The 19958-nt window shown below is 44.7% G+C and carries 16 protein-coding genes; 9 read left to right on the top strand and 7 right to left on the bottom strand.

Annotated features, from left to right (window positions below; translation table 11 throughout):
* Positions 1 to 14: 14 nt before the first annotated feature.
* Together M1L62_RS15890 and M1L62_RS15885 are read right to left on the bottom strand one after the other, a co-directional pair.
* The gene (locus M1L62_RS15890; RefSeq protein ID WP_254560588.1) at positions 15 to 929 is read right to left on the bottom strand and encodes a helix-turn-helix domain-containing protein; all 915 of its coding nucleotides are present in this window, start codon (positions 927 to 929) and stop codon (positions 15 to 17) included.
* Positions 930 to 1028: 99 nt separating this feature from the next.
* Entirely contained in the window at positions 1029 to 2174 is a 1146-nt protein-coding gene (locus M1L62_RS15885) for a helix-turn-helix domain-containing protein (protein ID WP_254560587.1), read from the bottom strand.
* 150 nt (positions 2175 to 2324) lie between these two features.
* Between M1L62_RS15885 and M1L62_RS15880 the strand changes: the two genes are divergently transcribed.
* The 6 genes from M1L62_RS15880 (at position 2325) to M1L62_RS15855 (ending at position 7903) form a co-directional block, all read left to right on the top strand.
* Positions 2325 to 2753, top strand: a complete 429-nt coding sequence (locus M1L62_RS15880) for a VOC family protein (protein ID WP_254560586.1) — start codon at positions 2325 to 2327, stop codon at positions 2751 to 2753.
* 341 nt (positions 2754 to 3094) lie between these two features.
* Entirely contained in the window at positions 3095 to 3385 is a 291-nt protein-coding gene (locus M1L62_RS15875) for a hypothetical protein (RefSeq protein ID WP_254560585.1), read from the top strand.
* A gap of 62 nt (positions 3386 to 3447) precedes the next feature.
* Positions 3448 to 4746 carry a hypothetical protein gene (locus M1L62_RS15870; protein ID WP_254560584.1) on the top strand — a complete coding sequence of 433 codons (1299 nt, stop codon included), beginning with the start codon at positions 3448 to 3450 and terminating at the stop codon, positions 4744 to 4746.
* A 224-nt stretch (positions 4747 to 4970) separates the two neighbouring features.
* The gene (locus tag M1L62_RS15865; RefSeq protein WP_254560583.1) at positions 4971 to 5720 is read left to right on the top strand and encodes a phage tail-like protein; all 750 of its coding nucleotides are present in this window, start codon (positions 4971 to 4973) and stop codon (positions 5718 to 5720) included.
* 40 nt (positions 5721 to 5760) lie between these two features.
* A complete protein-coding gene (locus tag M1L62_RS15860) occupies positions 5761 to 7110 on the top strand; it encodes a T9SS type A sorting domain-containing protein (RefSeq protein WP_254560582.1) in 1350 nt (449 codons plus the stop codon).
* A gap of 178 nt (positions 7111 to 7288) precedes the next feature.
* Positions 7289 to 7903, top strand: coding sequence for a Crp/Fnr family transcriptional regulator (locus tag M1L62_RS15855; RefSeq protein WP_254560581.1), 615 nt, complete (start codon positions 7289 to 7291; stop codon positions 7901 to 7903).
* Between the two features lie 100 nt (positions 7904 to 8003).
* Here M1L62_RS15855 and M1L62_RS15850 read toward each other — a convergent pair whose 3' ends face one another.
* From M1L62_RS15850 to M1L62_RS15830, 5 genes are all read right to left on the bottom strand, one after another.
* On the bottom strand, positions 8004 to 8591 hold the full coding sequence (locus tag M1L62_RS15850) for an O-methyltransferase (RefSeq protein ID WP_254560580.1): 588 nt from the start codon (positions 8589 to 8591) through the stop codon (positions 8004 to 8006).
* A 131-nt stretch (positions 8592 to 8722) separates the two neighbouring features.
* A complete protein-coding gene (locus M1L62_RS15845) occupies positions 8723 to 9685 on the bottom strand; it encodes a M14 family metallopeptidase (protein WP_254560579.1) in 963 nt (320 codons plus the stop codon).
* A gap of 156 nt (positions 9686 to 9841) precedes the next feature.
* Positions 9842 to 10546 (bottom strand): DUF6209 family protein, encoded by a 705-nt coding sequence (locus M1L62_RS15840; protein WP_254560578.1) that lies wholly within the window; start codon positions 10544 to 10546, stop codon positions 9842 to 9844.
* A 23-nt stretch (positions 10547 to 10569) separates the two neighbouring features.
* Positions 10570 to 13344: a TIM-barrel domain-containing protein gene (locus tag M1L62_RS15835; protein WP_254560577.1), complete on the bottom strand. Its 2775-nt coding sequence runs from the start codon at positions 13342 to 13344 to the stop codon at positions 10570 to 10572.
* A gap of 4 nt (positions 13345 to 13348) precedes the next feature.
* Positions 13349 to 14956 carry a ubiquitin-like domain-containing protein gene (locus tag M1L62_RS15830; protein WP_254560576.1) on the bottom strand — a complete coding sequence of 536 codons (1608 nt, stop codon included), beginning with the start codon at positions 14954 to 14956 and terminating at the stop codon, positions 13349 to 13351.
* Between the two features lie 638 nt (positions 14957 to 15594).
* Here M1L62_RS15830 and M1L62_RS15825 point away from each other — a divergent pair.
* From M1L62_RS15825 to M1L62_RS15815, 3 genes are all read left to right on the top strand, one after another.
* On the top strand, positions 15595 to 16137 hold the full coding sequence (locus M1L62_RS15825) for a GNAT family N-acetyltransferase (protein WP_254560575.1): 543 nt from the start codon (positions 15595 to 15597) through the stop codon (positions 16135 to 16137).
* Between the two features lie 157 nt (positions 16138 to 16294).
* Positions 16295 to 18646, top strand: a complete 2352-nt coding sequence (locus M1L62_RS15820) for a TonB-dependent receptor (RefSeq protein ID WP_254560574.1) — start codon at positions 16295 to 16297, stop codon at positions 18644 to 18646.
* 49 nt (positions 18647 to 18695) lie between these two features.
* Positions 18696 to 19904 carry a DUF4374 domain-containing protein gene (locus M1L62_RS15815; protein WP_254560573.1) on the top strand — a complete coding sequence of 403 codons (1209 nt, stop codon included), beginning with the start codon at positions 18696 to 18698 and terminating at the stop codon, positions 19902 to 19904.
* Positions 19905 to 19958: the final 54 nt, after the last annotated feature.

Below are 19958 nucleotides of genomic sequence, written 5' to 3'. Positions count from 1 at the left end.
AAAATTCTCAATTTTCATAACCCTGCTTTCCTGAATTGAATGGGCTGAATCCGGTAAGCCATTTTAAACGCCCTGCCAAATGTGCTGTTATTCTCAAAACCACACAGCCCGGCAATTTCTGTGGCCGTCAGATCGGTTTCTTTTAACAGTTCCGCTGCACGCACCAGCCTGATTTGCATCAGATATTGATGAGGACTGAGCCCGAAAACCGATTTAAACTGCCGGATCAGCTGGGGAACAGACATACATGCTTCCCGACTGAGACTATTCAAATCCGGATTGCCGGCATAGGAAGCATGAAGCACATCCTTTGCAATACAGAGGCGTTTGTACAATTCGGTTCTGGTACTCGGCTTTATCGCAGCGACTTCACCCACACGTCTGATATCTGCGCGGTATACCCGGATAAGCTCATGCAGAAAAAACAACAAGTGCTCATCGACCATGACCTCGTTATAACCTTGCTGGTTCAGGCTGCCGATCAGCGTTGACATACGCTGCTGCACTTGCGGTTTAATTTCATTAAGCGTCTGGAAAAACTCAGGCATTACTCCGGTGTTCTGAAATGGATTATCCAGGGAATATTCCTCGCTTTGAAATATATCCTGCAAAGCAGAAACAGCAAAATCATTTTTGAAAAAGATCGAAAAACATCTGACTTTTTCATGCGTATCGATCCGGCAGGAATAATTTTGCTCATTATTCAATATCAGAAACTGCCCGGGCCTCACGGCCAGCTGTTGCCGACCGATGCCATACCATTCCTCACCGCTGAGCACAGTCTTAAACGACAGGCAGCCAACGTGGTTATCGCAATGGCTTTCAGAACTCGTCGCATTGAAAATAATATTATGCTTTTTGAATTTATGAAAATGTACCTGTTCATCAAATCCAGGCGCGTCATGGTTGGGCAGGTTTGTAAAGTACATGGCTATTGACGGTATTTTCTTCCAAAATACTGGTTATTAAAACACTTAACAACCCTGATACTCATTCAAATCATCGCGTGACAAAAAATACACCGGGAATTAATTGCTGAGCAGCCCTTCTTTGTAAAACATAGGCGTCGTTCCCCTTATCTTTTTGAACGCAGCATAAAAGGTAGACTTCGAGTTAAAACCCACTTCGTATCCAATGGCTTCCAAAGAATATGGATGCTGCTCACCGATCATCCGGCACGCTTCATTGATACGATATTCGTTCACATAGGAAGTAAAATTCTTTCCAAGGTTATCGTTAATTAACTGCGATAGCTGATAACCCGGCAAGTTTATGGCTTTGGCAAGTTCACTGACCGTCAGATCCGGATTTCTGAAAAGCTCCTTTTGTGCCATGACTTGTTCCAGACTATTCAGTACTGTTTCTGCATCATTGATCTTTTTATTAAGATATTTAACCGGTGCCAGGTAAAACGGATTCGCTGTTTTGCTATCGTAAAGTTGTATAAAAATAATCGCACACAATACGAAGGAAAAAATGACCGTAGCGCCATAAAAAGTGCTGTAAAGGCCAAAAAACAACGTGATCAAAAAGGCGGAAAAAATCACAATATTGGCGAGAAAGATAGCCAGCAGCCATTTCTCAGCGGTTTTAATTTCAGTCACAGCGCCACCCATACGCGACAAAATTCCTTTTAACTGAATCCCCGTACCCACCAGGTAAATGAACCAGACTGCGTAGATAATTTTAGAAAAATACAAACTACACAGGTTGGGATACGACGCAAACGGGTAGAGACTTCCTACAATCACTACCGCCGAGAGCAACACAGCGATCTGGATCTTCCAGCTTTGTGGGACCTGCCTGGTCTGTTCAATGGCTGCCTTGGTGAAAAAAAATAATGCGGGACCAATCAGCAGACAGGCGGACATGCCAATCTGCACGTAAATCCTGGGCAGCATCGGATCAAAACAGGCAAACACGGCCTCACCGATTCGCAGGCTCAGCACCGTCAGCAAACAGCCTAGAAAAAAGCCCGAAAGCGTTCTGCTCTTCCCAAATGATAAAAAATAAATGCCCAGCATCAGGCCGTTGAAGGCTCCAAGGGCACCGAGAGAAAACTGAATATATTGAGCGTAGTTCATGCAGATGGCTATATCATTGACGCTCTGCGAAGTTAACGATTTATCAAATGAATGAGCTAAAAAATCATACAGTGTCATATCACGTTCCAAATCTGTTTCAATTTAAAAATTGGGATTAGATTATTGTCTCAACCGCCCCCTCCGATTGTCCTTTTTGGGGATGATGTAATGACACTGGAAATGCTAATTTTGAGTTGTCAAATTCATAGTAATTAAACCAGTTAACTTAATTTTTTCGTCATGCCCAAATTAAACACTTACCTCAACTTCGATGGAAAATCGGAAGAGGCTTTCAATTTTTACAAATCTGTTTTTGGCGGTGAATTTTCGTCCGTACAAAAAATGTCGGATATGCCCGGTGCCGAGCAGCTTGCCGAAAATGAAAAGGGCCGGCTCATGCATATTTCACTTCCAATTGGTAAGGATGACGTGCTGATGGCATCTGATATTGTTCCTTCTATGGGCCATAAACTCAATACCGGTAACTACGCTTACATTTCAGTTTTTACTGACAGCAGAGAAGAAGCCGACCGTCTTTTCGCCGGATTATCAGCGGGCGGTCAAATAGAAATGGCCTTGGAAGATATGTTCTGGGGTGATTACTTTGGCAGTTTTCAGGATAAATTCGGAATTGGCTGGATGATCAACTACCCGCAGCAACATAGCTAAGCCCAAATAACCATTTGATCCGGAGTAACATGTCCGGTAGCTAAGTATATTGATTCCGGCTCATGTCAGCCTGAATCAATACACTTTGTCAAATAATACGTCAACAAGCCTGGCTAATAATCTCCAAAACAGGCCTTCTCCTATTGTTTTTACACAGTTTTTTCGAGCAGTACACCTTTTGTATACCAGAGAAAATAGGATGTACTGTTATCTCTGACGTAGGTTTGCATCAGTAACAACATCCGCCTCTGTATAATATCAATTATTACAATTGCTCAATAACTGCGCTCCTTTTATTGTTCCGGTGGACAAAACAATGCCAACTTTAATTAAAATTTGCAATGATCTTCTTCTGGATTCTTTGGACATTCTGCGCAGGTATACTGGCGACTCTCCTTTATTTCTTTTTTGATAGCGTGAACACCACACCGGGCGGACCACCGGCTCTTTTTTTCAGAATCGCATTGCCCGTCCTGGGTTCGCTGGTTATTGTGTTATCGGGGAGCCTCTGGCTCGCACACAACGATTATGCCGGACTCGCAAAATTTCTCCTGTCGCTCCCGGATTTGGTGGGTGCCGCCTATCTGTTATGGTTACTTCTGCTAATGACCTGGAAGGGACGTTGGAACTAACTCACACTTAAAAATATGCCGAAATCGATAAAAGCAATAACTTCCCAAACCAATAAAAAGATATGACTGACTGGATTAAATGGCTGACCGGTTCTGCTAAGCCGGCACTTGCGCCGCAAAAATCAGAAGGAGAAGTTCGTCTGGATGGTGACACAGTCATTTATACGGCCAGAAAAGGCTATCGGGAGACCGTTATCGATTTAACCCAGCTTCAATACGTATATGTATACACCACCGAAAACTGTCAGACGCTGGTATTGAATGATTATCATCAACACCTCATCCCTTGCTCAGCAGCCGGATTCGCTCTCCTTTTTCAGCATTTATCCCAACGGCTTGCATTCGATGAAAAGAAGTTTTCCGAGGCTCTGGCGGGCAATAAGGCGGTAAAAGCAGAACTCTGGCGTGCCAAGGGTTTCGATAATTGCAGGATTCCGGATTTGTCAGACGACGAGGCGCAGCTGAGCCATGAACTTTCCGAAGGTTTCTGGGTATGTGCTGAAACCAGACATTGGATCAGTTGGGATACGACTTCCGAGGCACTGGCCGCGTTGCCTTTTGTCCATCAAACAACAAATGAATATGGATTAACCGAAATCCGTTTTCACCATCCGGTCCAGCTCGGCAATTTGTTACTTGACGACTGGCGGTATTACCTGCCCGCCCATCTTCGTCTCGACGTGCCTCTCGACAGCTTCTACACGAACCTGCGGATTCAGGGCAACGGAGATCAAAATTATTTCCTGGCAAAAAAAGCGCTTATGCAAACACTGGGCAAAAGTATTGAGGGATATGAACGCGAAGATCAGAATAACTGCCAATGGCTCTTCCACGGGTTAAAGTTCTCGCTTGTCTACTGGTATGACGACAAATATTCTTACGAGTCGGGTTACACTTATCTGAGCGTTCAGAATGAACGTTCTTATCCAAATTATCTCATTGACCAGCACTACGAGTTAAACGCAACAATCAGTAAACGACTGCTTATTGAGCATACTTTTCGTATTGGTTCCGATTTCCGACGATCACGTTACTTCCGGCAAACACCTCAAACCATAGTAAAAGAATTAATTGCCTCATCGAAAAATTTTATGATCTGGCTGGATGAACCGAATGGTAAAGCCGGTTTTGCAAACAAAGAAAATGCCATGATCTTTCCGATAGCTGCACTAACCGGATTCAGTCTGCAAAACGTACTACCCGACCGAAGCAGTGGCGGCACTTATTTGTCGGCCATTCTCAAAGAAGACGACCCGCAAAGTATTCTGATTGGTGATTGTCGCGCTTTCGATCCTTACATCACACAGACAGCCGAATTGCTTCAACTGCCTGTTCACGAACTTGATCCTTACGAGGCTTAATAAATAATATCAAAAAATATCCATTTGCAGCGCGTCACAGGGTATGTAAACGCTTTGTATACCTGTTTTGAGCCCCCGTCTACCTTTTGTATACCCCTGAAAATAGAAGTTGTTTCTATTGCTGCCTACGTTTACATCGCCTTATGTAAGGTGCTTTCAGACAAAGGGAGAAAGGCTTACCTCTCCCCTCTGATTACCTAAAATATTCTAAATTCTATTAGCGCATGAAAACCAAACAATTATTATCGAGGACGTTTTTTGTGACCACATTTTCCATTGCATCATTACTTACCGGCTCATCCCTCCAGGCTCAGGTAAAGATTGGCAATAATCCCGCTACCATTAACAACGCTGCAATATTGGATATAGAAAGCACCAACAAGGGCATATTGCTCCCACGGGTAGCCCTGACTGCAACAAATGCAGCAGGCCCGCTTTCAGCGCATGTAGCCGGAATGACCGTTTACAACACGGCAAGTGCGGGAGCTGTGCCCTTCAACGTAACGCCGGGCGTATATTTCAATGACGGAAACAAGTGGGCAAAGATCAGCCCGGTTGAATCCGACCTGACTTATATTACAACAACAAACCCGACACAACTGACGAGCAATGCTGCCCCCTGGCAGGATTTTAGGTTTCAAACCGAAGCCAGCGATGTTTTAAATGAGTACAACCCGGCAACCGGTAAATTTACGGCTGCACGCGGCGGTCTATATACAATGACCTTCAACGCTTTCTGCTTTTGCCCCAACGCACCTTTCGAAGCCACCTTGCAGATTGACATTAACAACGAGCAATATCCGGGCGCTACTTACAAATCTCAAAGCAGTGCTTATTTCTCGTCTTCTGTTACAATTCCAATGAAGTTAAGTGCCGGTGATGTTGTTTATCCGAGAATGAATGCCACGGTGAATGGCTGTACCATCGCCTCAAATACCAACTTAACTTTCATGACAATCATGCAAGTGCGATAATTTTCACGGTCAGCAGATATCGGCATAAACAACGTCAAAAATGAACAAACTATCTATTTGCCTTTTTCCGGGATTATCCTGGATAAAAACCCTTGCGGGATTATTCCTGCTGGTCTCCGGCACAGTTTCCCGGGCCCAGCAACTGAGCGCAGGCAACACCACCATTTTTGGTGCGGAACAGATGACGTTCTTCGGCAACCATAATTTCATAACCGGTGGAAGCGGCGTACAGCCCGGTATTATCAATACGATCCGGACAAGCCCGATGGGTATCCTGAACTTCGCCGGTACAGCCAACACCGTTAGCGGCGCAGATGACGCCAACCATGTAGATGGTTATGTCCGTAAACTGGGAACGACTCCCTTCATTTTCCCGGTTGGCGATAACGATCATTACGGGCCATTTGCGGCTTCGGGAGACGGCACTTCCGGGGCTTATTTTTTCGCAGATCCCGGCAAAGCCATTACCAGCAAACTATCCGGCGGAAACTACCCGGTTCTTCCGGCCGGCGGACCATTTCCAGCAACGACGCTGAACACTGGCCTGGCGGTTGTAAGCACTGTTGAATACTGGGATATTAACGGCGCAAACCCGACACCGATAACACTGACCTGGGATGCAAATAGTAAAGTGGGAGCCTTAACCGGCAATTCCTTACCGAAGCTTACCATTGCAGGATGGGATGGCACCCAATGGGTTCCGATTCCTTCCCTCACAGACGTCGTATCGGTGCTGGGAGGTGCAAGCGATTTATCAGCCGGATCTATAAAAACAACTGTTTCCGTTGTTCCCGATACCTACACAGCTTATACACTGGCTGCGCGAACAACACCACTCCCGGTAAAACTGGTTGCATTCTCGGCGGTAAAAGAAGGTAATACTATACTTTTAAACTGGTCTACCGCACAGGAAGTTAATGCCGATATTTTTGACATTGAACGCAGTCCCGATGCTAAAAACTGGATAGCTATTGGCAGCAAAGAGGCGACCGGAGAAACCGAGGTATTGGTGAACTATGAATTTACCGACATCCGGCCACTTTCCGGCATGAACTACTACCGGTTGAAAATGGTGGATATGGACAAAACTTTTGCATACAGCAGTATCAGAAGCGTAACAGGAGAAAAGACGGCGACTGACTTGCTTGCGATTTATCCCAATCCGGTATCAGATGTCATTTTCCTGAAAGATGCCTCGGGTCTGTCTGTGGATGGTAACAGCGTGAAAGGCCTATCGATTATAAACCAAAATGGTATTACAGCTTACAAAAGCAATTCGTTTTCGGCTGCCGGTGTCAATGTGGGCAATCTACCCAATGGAACATACATCGTTAAAATCACCAAAGCTGACGGAACAACCAGCTCTCACAGGATATTGATTATGAAATAATTACAATCGAACAATAACCAAAACCCTAATCGGGTATCGATTCGCTTCCCGGATTTAAATAATTTCTGAAAGATATTGCGGCGATCAGGCAGCGTTATCTCCCATTGAAGTCTTGCCGATAAATTAATAACTTTACCTCTGTCATAACATTATTTAATACCTTTTTCCGTCGTGTAACATGCCCGTTAAACCTGATGACTCTCAGAATCTGTCAACCTTTCTGGAAAAATTCAGGGCTAATTTCCCAGTCCCATCTGAAAAGTGGGATAGCTATCTCGGTCGTTTTAAACGTATTCAGGTTCCTGCAAAAACTGTTTTACTACACGAAGGCGACATCTCCCGAAAGGCTTTCCTGATTGAAAAAGGTTGCCTGCGGGTATGGTTCAATAACAACGGCGACGATGTGACTTTTCAGTTCTTTTTTGAAAACAATACGGTTTCATCGATTGAGAGTTTTAGAAAGAATATCCCAAGTCTGTTTTCTATCGAAACCATAGAACCCTGCACCCTGTGGTGGATTGATAAACTGGATGTGGAATTTCTTTTAGCGGATGTCAGCGAGATTCCAGCGATGCGCGATCAGATTCTGGATGTTATGTTTGGGCGAACATTGCATTACATGCAGCACTTCCTGTCTTTTATCCGGGATAGTCCGCAGCAGCGTTATGTCAATTTACTGACGCAACAACCGTACGTAGTTCAGCGTGTTCCCCAACATTACATCGCTTCCTACCTCGGAATCAGCCGCGTTCATTTAAGCCGCATTAAAAACAAACTTGCCCGAAAAAAATAAGTCTTCCTCAGATTTGATAACAAATATTATCCAGTCATCTTGTCGTTTTGTTGCATCTGATTTCCAAAAGACGACTTCGCCAGGCGTTAAATAGAGTCCGTCACGACTTCGTCACCATCAGCAAACCCGCCCCAACAGGGATTACAGTGGCCATAACATCCGGATCCGATTCAATAACCGATAAAAAATCCTTTACTTCCTCCTGATGCGATATCACATTATCGACCAACAGTAAACTGCCCGGATTCTGACAAATCAAATGTTTTAAAGACACCCAATAACCCGTGTAAGCGCTTCGTTCGGCATCCAAAAAGATCAGATCATAATTTTCATTTGTATCGGTCAGAAAACGACCGGCGTCAATTGTGATGCAGGAAACACGATCGCTGAATCCAAATTGTTCCATATAACGCTGTGCGATAGCCGTTCTGTCGGCTTCAATTTCCAACGTCGTCAAAAAGCCACCCGTCGCCTTCACAGCATCGGCCAGCCAGAGTGTAGAAAACCCATTGGATGTACCGATTTCCAGAACTTTTCTGGCCTGCCTGCTTCTGACCAGAACGGATAATAACAGCGCAGATTCCGGTTCCACATTCCGCCAGCGGTCAAGACGATCGGCTTGTCTGGAATCATATTCCTGAAACTCCCTGTATAATTCGCCTAGCTGATCTTTGAATTTTTGATCCATGATTATCTGAATTCAGTTAAACTATTATCATTCTCCTACGCGCCCAAAACTCACTTCGGGTACCCAATGCAGAAAAGGGTTTCTCCTTCCAAAACAGGCGGCGTGCCAATTTTATATAAAATAATTCCCGCTTATGGTGCGGTGATTTCTGCAAGCTTCGTACCAAAAACGTCCGTTATAAAACCCAGTTTCTGGCCGGCGATAATCTTGTCCCCGCTTTTTAACACACTGTAAAATATTCCTTTTCCCGGCGACTTGATATAATCCTGCCCGTTTAACCAAATCTGGTTTTCTGTATTTTTTATGCCTGCCAGCGGTTCATACATTTTCATTTCGGCAAGCATATTGTAAACAGCTTTTTTAGTCGCGTCAACCGATTTGAACTCAACGCCGCCCAATTTTCCTGCTTCAATACTCAACGCAGTTATGCCCTGGCGTGTCGCCTGCTTAAAAGCATATTCTGCTGGCTGACTGGCCTGCAGGCTGAAAGGATAGACAACATTGTATTTAAAACCGGCACATTTGGTCAGTCGCCTGGCCAGGGAAGTTTGCTCCGGCGTTTGCTTATTGTCGTAATAACAGACAAAATCGAGAAGATCTTCATTGCCATCGCCGGCGTGAATGTCCAGAAACACATTTGATCTGCTGATAATGTCGGAGGTAATCAGATGCGCCAGCCGCTCAGAAATGGTCCCCTCCGGATTCCCCGGAAAAACCCTGTTCAGATTTTTTCCGTCCTGCGGGTTATAAAATATTGAACGACCATAAAAACCAGCCATATTCGCCACCGGGACAATAACCAGTGTCCCTTTTAATTTTTCCGGCCTAATTTCCACCATCAGCTGCTGCACGGCAACAATGGGTGCATACTCATACCCATGAATGCCCGCCACGATTGTAAAAACAGGACCTTCCCCTATTCCTTTGATAATTCTGACAGGCAACTCTGCCACGGTAGTACCCTCTTTCATCGTTAACATCTGCTGGTAAACTTTACCGGGCGTTAAATCCTGATATGCCGGCAAGGTTTGCTGAGCCATCAGTTTTGATGCGTAAAAACAAAGGAAATAAAGTAAGAATCGGATTGATTTCATTCAGCAAAAATCTCAAAAGGTATTCAATAAAACAGGCGGCTAAATTAGTGAAATACTTTTAGCGGGTGACGGATTATTGAAATGGAAGTCTGATACCGTTAATCACAAAACGCCGGTTCATGACTTATGAACCGGCGTTTTGTGAATCGCTTTAAACTATTTAATCTTCGTCTCGGCGATGTAATAGTTTCCGTTATTGTCTGATTTATACTCCTTACCGGCTACGAAATATTTCAGATCGTAGGCCACTACCGAACCATACGGAATTAACTCATCACCTGTTGTCCAGATTGTTTTTCCTTTCAAATTCGTTTTGAAAAGTTCTACCGGAATTTCGGTGTAAGGTTCTTTCCCGTTGGTGATGCGATATCTGACAACGATTCTGTCGACGTCCACACACGCTTTGACTTTGACAGTCAACTGCCCGACACCGTCTTTTAAGTTAACGATCTCGGCACCCAGGATTTCGATATCCTGACTGGTGATCCGAAAATGATAGTTGTTCCCGAAATCGCTGTCAAAAGAAACCTCGCCGTTGTTATCCTGCAAACTGATCCAGGCACTGATTTCCTCACAGGAATCAGGAATCAGAAAATCAGAAGTCAGCATTGAGCCTCTGCCATTTTCCTTGATCACTTCATTTTGCAAAATACCCGTTTCCGAAATCAGTGGTATTTCCAGAGACCCTTCGGGTTTAAATTCAAAATGCGCTGTAAAATTAAATTCGGGGCTCCCGTACACATACCCTTCTTTTCCTGATGCAAGCCGCAACGGGTCATAATTGATTCTGCTTTCCTTACCCGGTGTCAGGATTCCACGAACAAATTCGTGAAAATCCAGTGTAAATATTAAATGTCCCATTAGAATCGGAAGATATATTTTAATTAAAATACCGCATTAATCTGAATATTTGAAGCATTGTCAAACACCTTGATGAAAGTAATTCCGATACCGGCATTCCAGTAATAACTGTTCACCGGCGACGACTCTAGATTTTCAGGTGTATTCACGTTGGCGATGCCGGTGTTCGCGATGGAGACCGAAGACGGGCTGCCGGTGGCAAGCAATGCGACAAAGTAGTAGGTTTCAGCCGGCTGATAGTTGTCTGTAAGCCTGTTAAAGGTTACCTGCCGGACATTATTAACCTGCTGATGACTGATCTCCACATATCGGAACTGACTTGAAGAGGCCGCATTGGTTGAAATCCCGTCATCCAGATAAAGCTTATAGGAGTTTGGTTTCCCCGGATAAATATTAATCGTCAGCGGATTGACGGGAAGCTCTCCAACATATTGCTCCAACTCCCTTGTCGGGATGATGGCGCCTTCCCGGATGTAAATCGGCACACGCGAGAGATCCGCGTAATAGTTGATCGTCGTGCCACCCGGAACCGGGTTTTGCAAGGGATACTGATTATCCATGAAAGCATACCAGTTGCTTCCCGCCGGAAGATAAATATTTCTTTGCGGGGACGTCGGATTAGCCAATGTTTCGTGCTGCGTGATGATGGGCGCAACGAGAAAATCTTTTCCGATAAAAAACTGATCATCCAGGTGGTTAAAAACCTGCTGGTCGCTGCCGTCATTGATAAACAATGCCCGCGCAATGGGAAGCCCCGTTTGCGTCCATTCGTACATGGCATCATAAAACAGTTGAAGCAAGCGGTAACGGAGTTCGATGTATTTCCTGCAATTTGTAGGGACAGGCTCTCCATAGGCATATATTTCCTGAAACTGTTTGTTATAGCCATTGTAGTGATTGCGGAACCAGGGAAGAAAAGCGCCCAGCTGTATCCATCGCGTAAACAGTTCGTAGTTGGTAATACCGCCATAAACTTTACCATAACTTACGCTAAACGGCGTTGTTGTCCCGGAACTGTCCGATGATACCGCAAACCCGCCGATGTCGCAGCCGCTGATCGGAATACCGGAAAGACCGATGTTCAGAACCTCGGGGATGTTGATCTGAAGAAAATCCCAGCTCGACGCAGAGTCGCCGGTCCATAACGCCGAGTAACGTTGCATCCCTGCATAACCTCCACGACCGATAATAAAAGGTCTTCTCTCCGGTTTCAGCTTTTGAAGACCGCCGTAGGTGGCGCTGAGTAAATTCAGCGCATAGGCATTATGAATTTGTGCATGCGGCACAAAATTCACGCCATCACTTTGCTGAAGGTCCAGCGGGAAGGTGTTAATACGCGGATTGGCTATGGCGGGATCCGTCATATCCTGCCATATCATATCCAGCCCGACTTCATTGATCAGGTGCTCGTATTGCTCTCCCCATTTCTCCCGTACATCTTCCCTTCCGAAATCAGGATAGTTGCCCGTCGCCTGCAACGGGATCTGCCCCTGATTGTTGGGTTGCAGCGGAGGCACCGGATACGGATTCGTGCCCGGATTCATCCCGTAAGATACTGTTCCTTCATACAGATTTGGGTTAGGCCCCTGCCCTGCCCGGGTATTATAAATCAACCCGTTGATGCTATTGAGAGCATCCCGCTGGGCATAAGGCGTGATCTGTCCGTTTTCGTCCAGCTGATTTTTGGTAAGCAGCGGCGTAATGTTGGTACTGCATTTAAACCCAATCGAATGCAGATAATCCATAAACTGCGCTACGTTTGGAAATTTAAGCGCGCTGCTGGTAAAAGTCCGGTAGTTATTTTGAAAGTCAACATCGATATGCAGCCCGTCAATAGGAATTCTTGCGGCGCGGTATGAATTGGCAACCACCGCCAGGATCGAACTGTTAAAATAACCATAACCGCCCTGATGATATCCAAACACATATTTAGGCGGCATTGATGACCTTCCCGTGAGCGAGGTATACTGTTGAAGCACGTCTCCTACCTGATCGCCATACATGAAATAATAGTCCATGTCGCCATACAGCGCACCGAAATAATACTTCCCGAACATGTTGGAATAATCGCTAGACCCGATGTTGAAATAAGACTGCGAAGCGTTATCAAAAAATATTCCGTAACTGTAAGGATTTCCGCTATAGGCACCCTGCGGAGCGGGATTGATTTCGAGAAGCAGCGGAACAGATAAGTACAAAGGTTCAGAAGGATTCAAAGGCCCACCCTGGTTATTGGCGGGAATGATACCGGAGGAATAAATGTAGTTATCAAAATTGAAGAAAGTCATCGTGTAGTTATTCTTCAATAACGTGTTGCCGGCTTTCTCTCCAAAACCGCAGTACTTGGCATTGGCAGGATAGGTTTTAAAATTTGCCACGACCTGCTGTCCCGGAATATATACCAGATTCTTGTCGGCATCATCCTGGTTTATCAGTTGATTCCCCTTGAAAACCTGTATTTTATACGGAAAAAGCGAGACCTGTATCTGGATCTGGCCGGTATCAATAAAGAGTAAATCACTGGTTGACTTACTTGTGTCCAGATTAACACTGCCCAGATTCCGGTTGATGACGGCCGGAGAAATCTCTACGCCATAGTCAAAGTTGGGAGCCGGATTGAATCGTACGCGAAAAGTCGTTTCCGACAACACAGAAATCTGAAGCTTTAAAGAAGGATCGTTTTGCAGCTGCAAGGAGAACACATTTCCGGACCTGCTGAAACTACTGATATTTCCAATGGACGTCCACCCCTGATTGTTTGGCGTAAATTCATTGACGTTTACAAAATTGTAAGCCATAACTCTACTTGTTTAAGGTTTTTGAAGACATGGTTGAAGCGGCTTTAAAATGGGCTTTACGTTGTAAAAGCCATTCAAAATCTGCGGTTCGGGGCGGACCGTATTTGGCCGTTCTCACGCCCTTGATCAGCGTATCGCCCACAGCAATACTGGCGGAAGAATGGCAATTGACGCAACCTTCTGTGCCAAAAATCAGCTTCCTGGTATTGACCGTATCCACATTTTGAGGAGAGCCTTCGATCTGAAAATAGGCGGGTTCGTTGGCCGTGTATTTGTTATAACTGGAAGTGGCCCTCGTGCTACCGACGATTGTCCCACCCTGGAAGTACGTTTCCATAACCATGTTGGTTAAAAACGTGGGCGTGGGATCTCCTCCTGATTTATTCGTCACGGCATCCGGAAGTTTATAGGTAGGAGCAAACTGCGGATAAGGGGCGGATTTCGGATTGACCGGCCACTGCGTACCGATAAGCTGGTAATATTGCCAGAACGATTGTTTTCCTTTCAAAAGGTCCTGCACCTGTTTATTCAGTTCCTGGGTAGCTACCGGAATTGGCAAAATTCTTTGAATCTGGTTTTTAAGCGGTTTTATCGTGCTGTCAGGCAACAGGTTCACAGGGCAGGTGTTGCATTCCTGATCATAAAAAGAAGGTTTTAAGTATTTTCCATGAATTTTGGTTAACGCATTGGTTTCCAAATTATCAACATGCTCAAAAGTGGCCCAGATCCATTGCGGCGAGGAAACCGTTTTGGTACCGATATGCATACCGATCAGCCCGACTTTCACCTTTTTGAGTTTACCATCGGCTTCGAGGACATAGGCCGTTTTGGTAAAATAGCGGTCTTCAAAATCTTTCCCGGGCACAATCTCTTTCCAGGCAAACTTCAATTCGATCGTTCCGGCTTTCTGCTGCGAGCCCGAAGTGAATGACACCTTTTTACCAAGTTGACTGAAAGCGATTTGACCGTCAATATTGTAAAGGGTATTGTTAACAATATAATCGACGCCGGGTTTGTTTATTCTGATTTCATAACGAACAATGTTGCCATTCTGATCCCATATCGGTGCCGTAAAAGCCTGATCGACTTCGTCACTCTGGCCGGCAAACACCCTGCCTTTTCCGCTTCGTTTCCATTTGTCATCCTGAAAAGAAGGAAATTTACTTGTCCGGAAAAGGACGTCAACATCCCCTATCTGTTTTATTTTATCCTGAAATTCTTCGGGAAGATCGGGCTTACTACCCCATACATGCGGTTTTCCGCCGTCTTCACGGAATATCTCATAACTTTCTTTCCAGCTTTCCCAGGCCCGGTGGCCTTCATCGCTGATCTCCGGTTTGGGCTTCCCGTCTTCACCCAGCGGCCAGTTGAGCGATATGAACATCTGCCACGACAGAATTTCAAAAATACGCTGGGTTTCTGCCACTTTCTTTTCCGACAACAACTGTTTTTCCAGCGTCGTATCCACGTCATAGGGCGTCTCAGGCGTCAGCGTTGTGGGAAAAGACAGATAATCGGGACTTTCAACAGGTTTGGATTGTTTCTCGCAGGCGGCTAACGTGAGGATCAGCATCGCCAGCATCCATACATAACGTTGGTGTAATTTTTTCATTTACTTTGAAAATTAGAGGAGGTTTAAAACACATGAATTATGTCTCGCAGCGAGGCTGCGTTCCGGTGTTCACCACGAACCACGGCATAAGAAGAGCGGTTTCTGAACTCAAAATCTGATCATTACCGGACGCAGTGATGCAGCCGGTTTCCCGAAATCTCCGCTATCAGGCTTGCAAAACAATCCCGGTCGGAATGGTTAAAACCATTTCAACGATAAACAAAAATTATGTACAAGTCAATAACGGGTCAGTCGTATACGTAAGCGCAAACGTTAGTGTAAAACAATTAACTGAAACTTACTCGAACTAAAATTTTAATACAATGGAAATTAATGCGGTACTTGTGAAGAAGCTGATGTCTGGGTCCTTTTGCCGGGTTACTAAATCAAAGTAAATACTTCTCACGCAAAACCGTGTAGATTTTTATCCAATTTTTTCGTCGAATTTATTTAACGGTAATCGTCTGAATGCAAGCCCAATGCATTGAAAATGGAATAATAATAATTTTTCAAAATTTAACCATATCCAATATACGACACCGCCTCGTGCCTGATTTTAATCGTAGCATTTAAGAGTTTATTTAATTTCATTTTATTCCAAAAATCATCCTATTTTGCTATAAAAAATCTAATAAACGATGGAAAATTTTCCTGCAATTGAAACCCAACGACTGCATTTAACCGCATTACGGTCCGACGATATTCCTCAGATTATCAGACATGCCAATAACAAACATATTTCAGAATTTACGATGAATATTCCTTTCCCGTATGCCGAAAAAGATGCTGTTTACTGGATAAACCAGGCAAACGAGGGATTCAAAAACGGGTCTCATTTTATCTTCGGCATCCGCCAAAAACATGACAGTCATTTCATTGGCGGAATCGGCTTAACGATGGAACGGTATTTCAGAGCGGAAATTGGATACTGGATTGCACAACCGTACTGGAACAAGGGATTAATGACCGAAGCCGTCAAAGCCGTCATACAGTTCGGGTTTCAAAAACTTAGTCTGAACAAAATAACCTGCTCGCACTTTGATAAAAACCCGGCCTCGGGAAAAGTCATGATTAATTGCGGCATGACCAAAGAAGGCGATTTTAAAGAGCACATTTACAAAAACTCGGCTTTCCACAACCTGATCATTTACGGACTTACAAGGAAGGATTACGAAAAGTGATATCAAATAGTTAGAAACAGAGAAAAAAAACTAAATGCATTAAATAAATTAAAAATTTCCCGACCTGCTTCGGGAAATACCCGCTTATGCTACTTGTACCAAAAGACGTAACCATACGCCTCTAGGATATATCAAAAGTAATTTAAGCAAGGTAACAATGCACGCCCGCAGATTTCTGGTTTCCCTATTTTTCCTCCTCATTTTCGTTTTCGAGGTTTCTGCTCAATCCATAAAAATTTCCGGCCAGATCAATGGAGAGGATGGCTCCGGTCTGCCAGGTGTCAGCGTGATTTTGAACAAAACTTCCATTGGCACGGTCTCCAAATCCGACGGCTCATTCGATCTTACGCTAACAAAAGAAGGTTCTTTCACCATTTCCGTTTCCTCCGTCGGTTATATCAGTCAGTCGAAGGAATTTCATGCAAAGTCCGGAAGAGAAGTAAAATTCAATTTCATCCTGAAAAGCGATTCCAGAAACATGGACGAAGCCCTGATTCTTGGAAAAACGGAAACGCAGCAAATCAGAGAAACAGGCTTCAATGTCAACGCGATTGATATAAAGCGTTTTGCGAATTCTAACCGCGACATCAATCAGGTACTCAATGCCACTTCCGGCATCAGAATCCGTGAAAACGGTGGCCTGGGTTCGGACTTCAACTTTTCTATGAACGGCCTTTCGGGCCGGCAGGTCAAGTTTTTTATTGACGGGATACCCATGGAAAATTTCGGCGGCGCGATGTCACTGAATAATATCCCGGTTAACCTGGCTGAAAGAATTGAGGTCTATAAAGGTGTGGTGCCGGTTGAGCTGGGCGCGGACGCGCTGGGTGGAGCCGTCAATATCGTTACGGCACAAAACACCAAAAAGTATCTGGATGCAAGTTACAGTTATGGCTCGTTCAATACCCACCGCGCTTCACTCAACGGGAGTTTCAGTGACGAAAAAACCGGGTTTGTGGTAAATGCAAGTGGTTTTTACAATTACGCCGATAATAACTATCTGATGAAAGGTGTTGAAGTCGGGCAGAACGGCGCATTTATAAAAAAGAATTTCCGACGCTTTAACGATGGTTTTCATTCGGCGATGGGCCAGGTGGAAGTCGGTTTACGCAATAAAAAATGGGCTGACCTGCTGATGATCGGACTGCTTTATTCCGATCAATACAAGGAGCGGCAAACCGGTGTAGATCAGGACATGGTTTATGGGCAGGTTCATTCGTACGGGCACTTCGTGATGCCGACGATCAAATACAAAAAGGAGAACTTCCTGACAAAGGGTTTAACTGCAACGTTGTTTGCGACTTATGCCAAAAACAATACGACGACTGTCGACACTTCGGCCTCCCGTTATGCCTGGGACGGAAAAGTTACCTCCGTCAATCCAAATTTCGGCGAACAGGGAGCCTTTTCATTTTACAAATACACCAATAAATTTGCCATCATCCGGACCAATTTCACCTATCAGCTCAATGCCAATCATGCGCTTGGGTTAAACTATAATTTAAATTCAGGACAGCGCGAAGGGATCAATTCCTACAAAAATGCCGATCAGTCGGGCAACGCACTGGATATCCCGAACAAGCTGGGCAAGGGCATTCTAGGGCTTTCGTGGCAAAGCAATCTTCTAAATGACAGGCTGACCAGTTCGGTTTTTGGGAAACATTATCGTTTACACACTTTTATCCGTCAGGCGGTTTTCTACAATGGCTCGGGTTATGTGAAAGAGGAAGCAAAGGACACGCAGCATTATTTTGGATATGGGGCGGCAACACGTTTCAAGCTTTTGGAAAGCGTGGGGTTGAAAGCTTCGTTTGAGCATGCATACCGCCTGCCCGAAGTCGAGGAACTGTTTGGCGACGGCGTTACCGTTCTTGCCAATCCCAAATTGAAACCGGAAGAAAGTGACAACATCAACGCAGGTGCTTATTTCACAAAGAGTTTCGACCAGCATAAACTGACGATCGAGGCATCGGCTTTCTCGCGCAGTGCCAAAGACTTTATCAATGCAGTTCCCGGCGGTACATTTTCCAGCTACACCAATATTGGAAAAGTAAAAATTACGGGGATAGACGGCGAGGTAAAATACAGTTTTAAAAATCTGGTTTTCGCCAATTTTAACGCCAGTTATACCGATGCGGCCAACGTGGACAAACAATCGGCCGTTTACAAAGACCGCATTCCCAATCAACCCTGGCTGTACGCCAATGCTGATCTGGGTTTAGGTAAAAATGATGTTTTTCAAAAAAGTGACAGGTTACAGTTTAACTGGTTTACACAGTATGTCCACTGGTTTTACCTGACCTGGCCAAGCCGTGGTTATGAGCCCGGCAAAAGCCGTATTCCATCTCAGCTGATCCATAATGCCACCGTTTCATACTCGATGCAAAATGGGAAATACAATATTTCCGTGGAATCCAGAAACATGTTTGATGAGCTCGCATACGACAATTTCCGCTTGCAAAAACCGGGCAGATCCTTCAATGTGAAACTGAGATATTTTTTAAGATAACCTACCAAAGACACTCTTTAATTATTAATACGTACAAATCAATTACAAAATGAAAGGATTGAATAAAACTACCTGTTTGAGCGTGATGATGGCTCTTTGTTCGATGTTCGTCATGTCGTGCTCGGACAGTGATGACGATAACCCAACCGTAGAAACCCCGGATGGCGATGAATTTGTCCTTGTCGGCAGCGTTACGAATCCGGCTGCATCTTATCTTTTGGCCACCGGAAGCCTGACAACCGGCTCGGCAAGCGCGATTGGCAAAGGAGCAGAACTGGCCACGGCGAGCAGATTGTTTAAGGACGGTAATTATTACGTTGCTACCGGAGGAAAACTTAGCAAATACGATTACGAAAACAATCTTTTAGTGCTTGAAAAAGAGATCCCGTTGACAGGAAACAGTCTGTACTCCTACTGGATTGATGATAAAACATTGATCGTTTGGGACGGTGTTGCATCAGCCCCAAAGTCTGATCTGACTTACAATATCGTAAACGTAGATGCGATGACAATCACCAAAACCGGAAGCATTTCCCTAACAGGACTTGCCAGTGCGGATAAGGCCATTTACATGAGCTCCTGCGTACTGAGAGGTGGCAAATTATATGTCGCTTATGCGGTTTATAATTCGGAATGGACTTCCAAAAGCTCATCTTACCTGGCGGCGATCGACTATCCGGCTATGACGAATGTATCTATTTCCACCGATACAAGGTCTGCTTACGCCGGCTCATTTTCAAATGTTATCCCTTCCACGGCGATCGTGAACAACGACATTTACATGATCACCAACACAGGTGACCGTTGGGCAGTAACGCCCGATAAGCCAAGCGCTGTTTACAAAATCAAAAATGGCGAGAACGTTTTTGCTACTGACTATTTCTTCGATCTTTCGAACATCAGCGACGGGAACCGCGAATTTTACGGTTTGTGGGATCTTGGAAACGGGAAAGCCATTACCAGAATGGGCAAGAAAGAATTGTTGTTGACGTTCGAGGATTATTTCAACACCGACGTTTTTGAGTATTATGTACTTGATCTGGTTAACAAAACAAAGACGAAACTTGCACTTCCTCTGGATAAGATCGTACATTCTTCGCCTGTTTTTGTAGAAAATGGCAAAGCCTATATCGCCATTTCTTCGGGTACAGAAGGACATTTTGTCTGGACTTATGACATCGCTTCGGGCAGCCTGACCAAAGGTCTGGAAGTGAAAGGCGTGGATAATGTAAACTGGATTTCAAGATTCGACGACTAAGGTCGATAAAAGTTTTTGATAAAAATAGGATCTTACTTCCTGTCAGAATTCACT

The organism is Dyadobacter diqingensis, from assembly GCF_024220585.1.
Taxonomy (GTDB): domain Bacteria; phylum Bacteroidota; class Bacteroidia; order Cytophagales; family Spirosomataceae; genus Dyadobacter; species Dyadobacter diqingensis.
This window is presented reverse-complemented; position numbering and strand designations above follow the sequence as displayed.

Excerpts from the sequence above, each read along its gene's own strand:
- M1L62_RS15860 (WP_254560582.1), top strand. The coding sequence starts at position 5,761 with ATGAACAAACTATCTATTTGCCTTTTTCCGGGATTATCCTGGATAAAA.
- M1L62_RS15840 (WP_254560578.1), bottom strand. The coding sequence starts at position 10,546 with ATGGGACATTTAATATTTACACTGGATTTTCACGAATTTGTTCGTGGA.
- M1L62_RS15890 (WP_254560588.1), bottom strand. The coding sequence starts at position 929 with ATGTACTTTACAAACCTGCCCAACCATGACGCGCCTGGATTTGATGAA.
- M1L62_RS15825 (WP_254560575.1), top strand. The coding sequence starts at position 15,595 with ATGGAAAATTTTCCTGCAATTGAAACCCAACGACTGCATTTAACCGCA.
- M1L62_RS15875 (WP_254560585.1), top strand. The coding sequence starts at position 3,095 with ATGATCTTCTTCTGGATTCTTTGGACATTCTGCGCAGGTATACTGGCG.
- M1L62_RS15870 (WP_254560584.1), top strand. The coding sequence starts at position 3,448 with ATGACTGACTGGATTAAATGGCTGACCGGTTCTGCTAAGCCGGCACTT.
- M1L62_RS15845 (WP_254560579.1), bottom strand. The coding sequence starts at position 9,685 with ATGAAATCAATCCGATTCTTACTTTATTTCCTTTGTTTTTACGCATCA.
- M1L62_RS15815 (WP_254560573.1), top strand. The coding sequence starts at position 18,696 with ATGAAAGGATTGAATAAAACTACCTGTTTGAGCGTGATGATGGCTCTT.
- M1L62_RS15835 (WP_254560577.1), bottom strand. The coding sequence starts at position 13,344 with ATGGCTTACAATTTTGTAAACGTCAATGAATTTACGCCAAACAATCAG.
- M1L62_RS15880 (WP_254560586.1), top strand. The coding sequence starts at position 2,325 with ATGCCCAAATTAAACACTTACCTCAACTTCGATGGAAAATCGGAAGAG.
- M1L62_RS15855 (WP_254560581.1), top strand. The coding sequence starts at position 7,289 with ATGCCCGTTAAACCTGATGACTCTCAGAATCTGTCAACCTTTCTGGAA.
- M1L62_RS15850 (WP_254560580.1), bottom strand. The coding sequence starts at position 8,591 with ATGGATCAAAAATTCAAAGATCAGCTAGGCGAATTATACAGGGAGTTT.
- M1L62_RS15830 (WP_254560576.1), bottom strand. The coding sequence starts at position 14,956 with ATGAAAAAATTACACCAACGTTATGTATGGATGCTGGCGATGCTGATC.
- M1L62_RS15820 (WP_254560574.1), top strand. The coding sequence starts at position 16,295 with ATGCACGCCCGCAGATTTCTGGTTTCCCTATTTTTCCTCCTCATTTTC.
- M1L62_RS15865 (WP_254560583.1), top strand. The coding sequence starts at position 4,971 with ATGAAAACCAAACAATTATTATCGAGGACGTTTTTTGTGACCACATTT.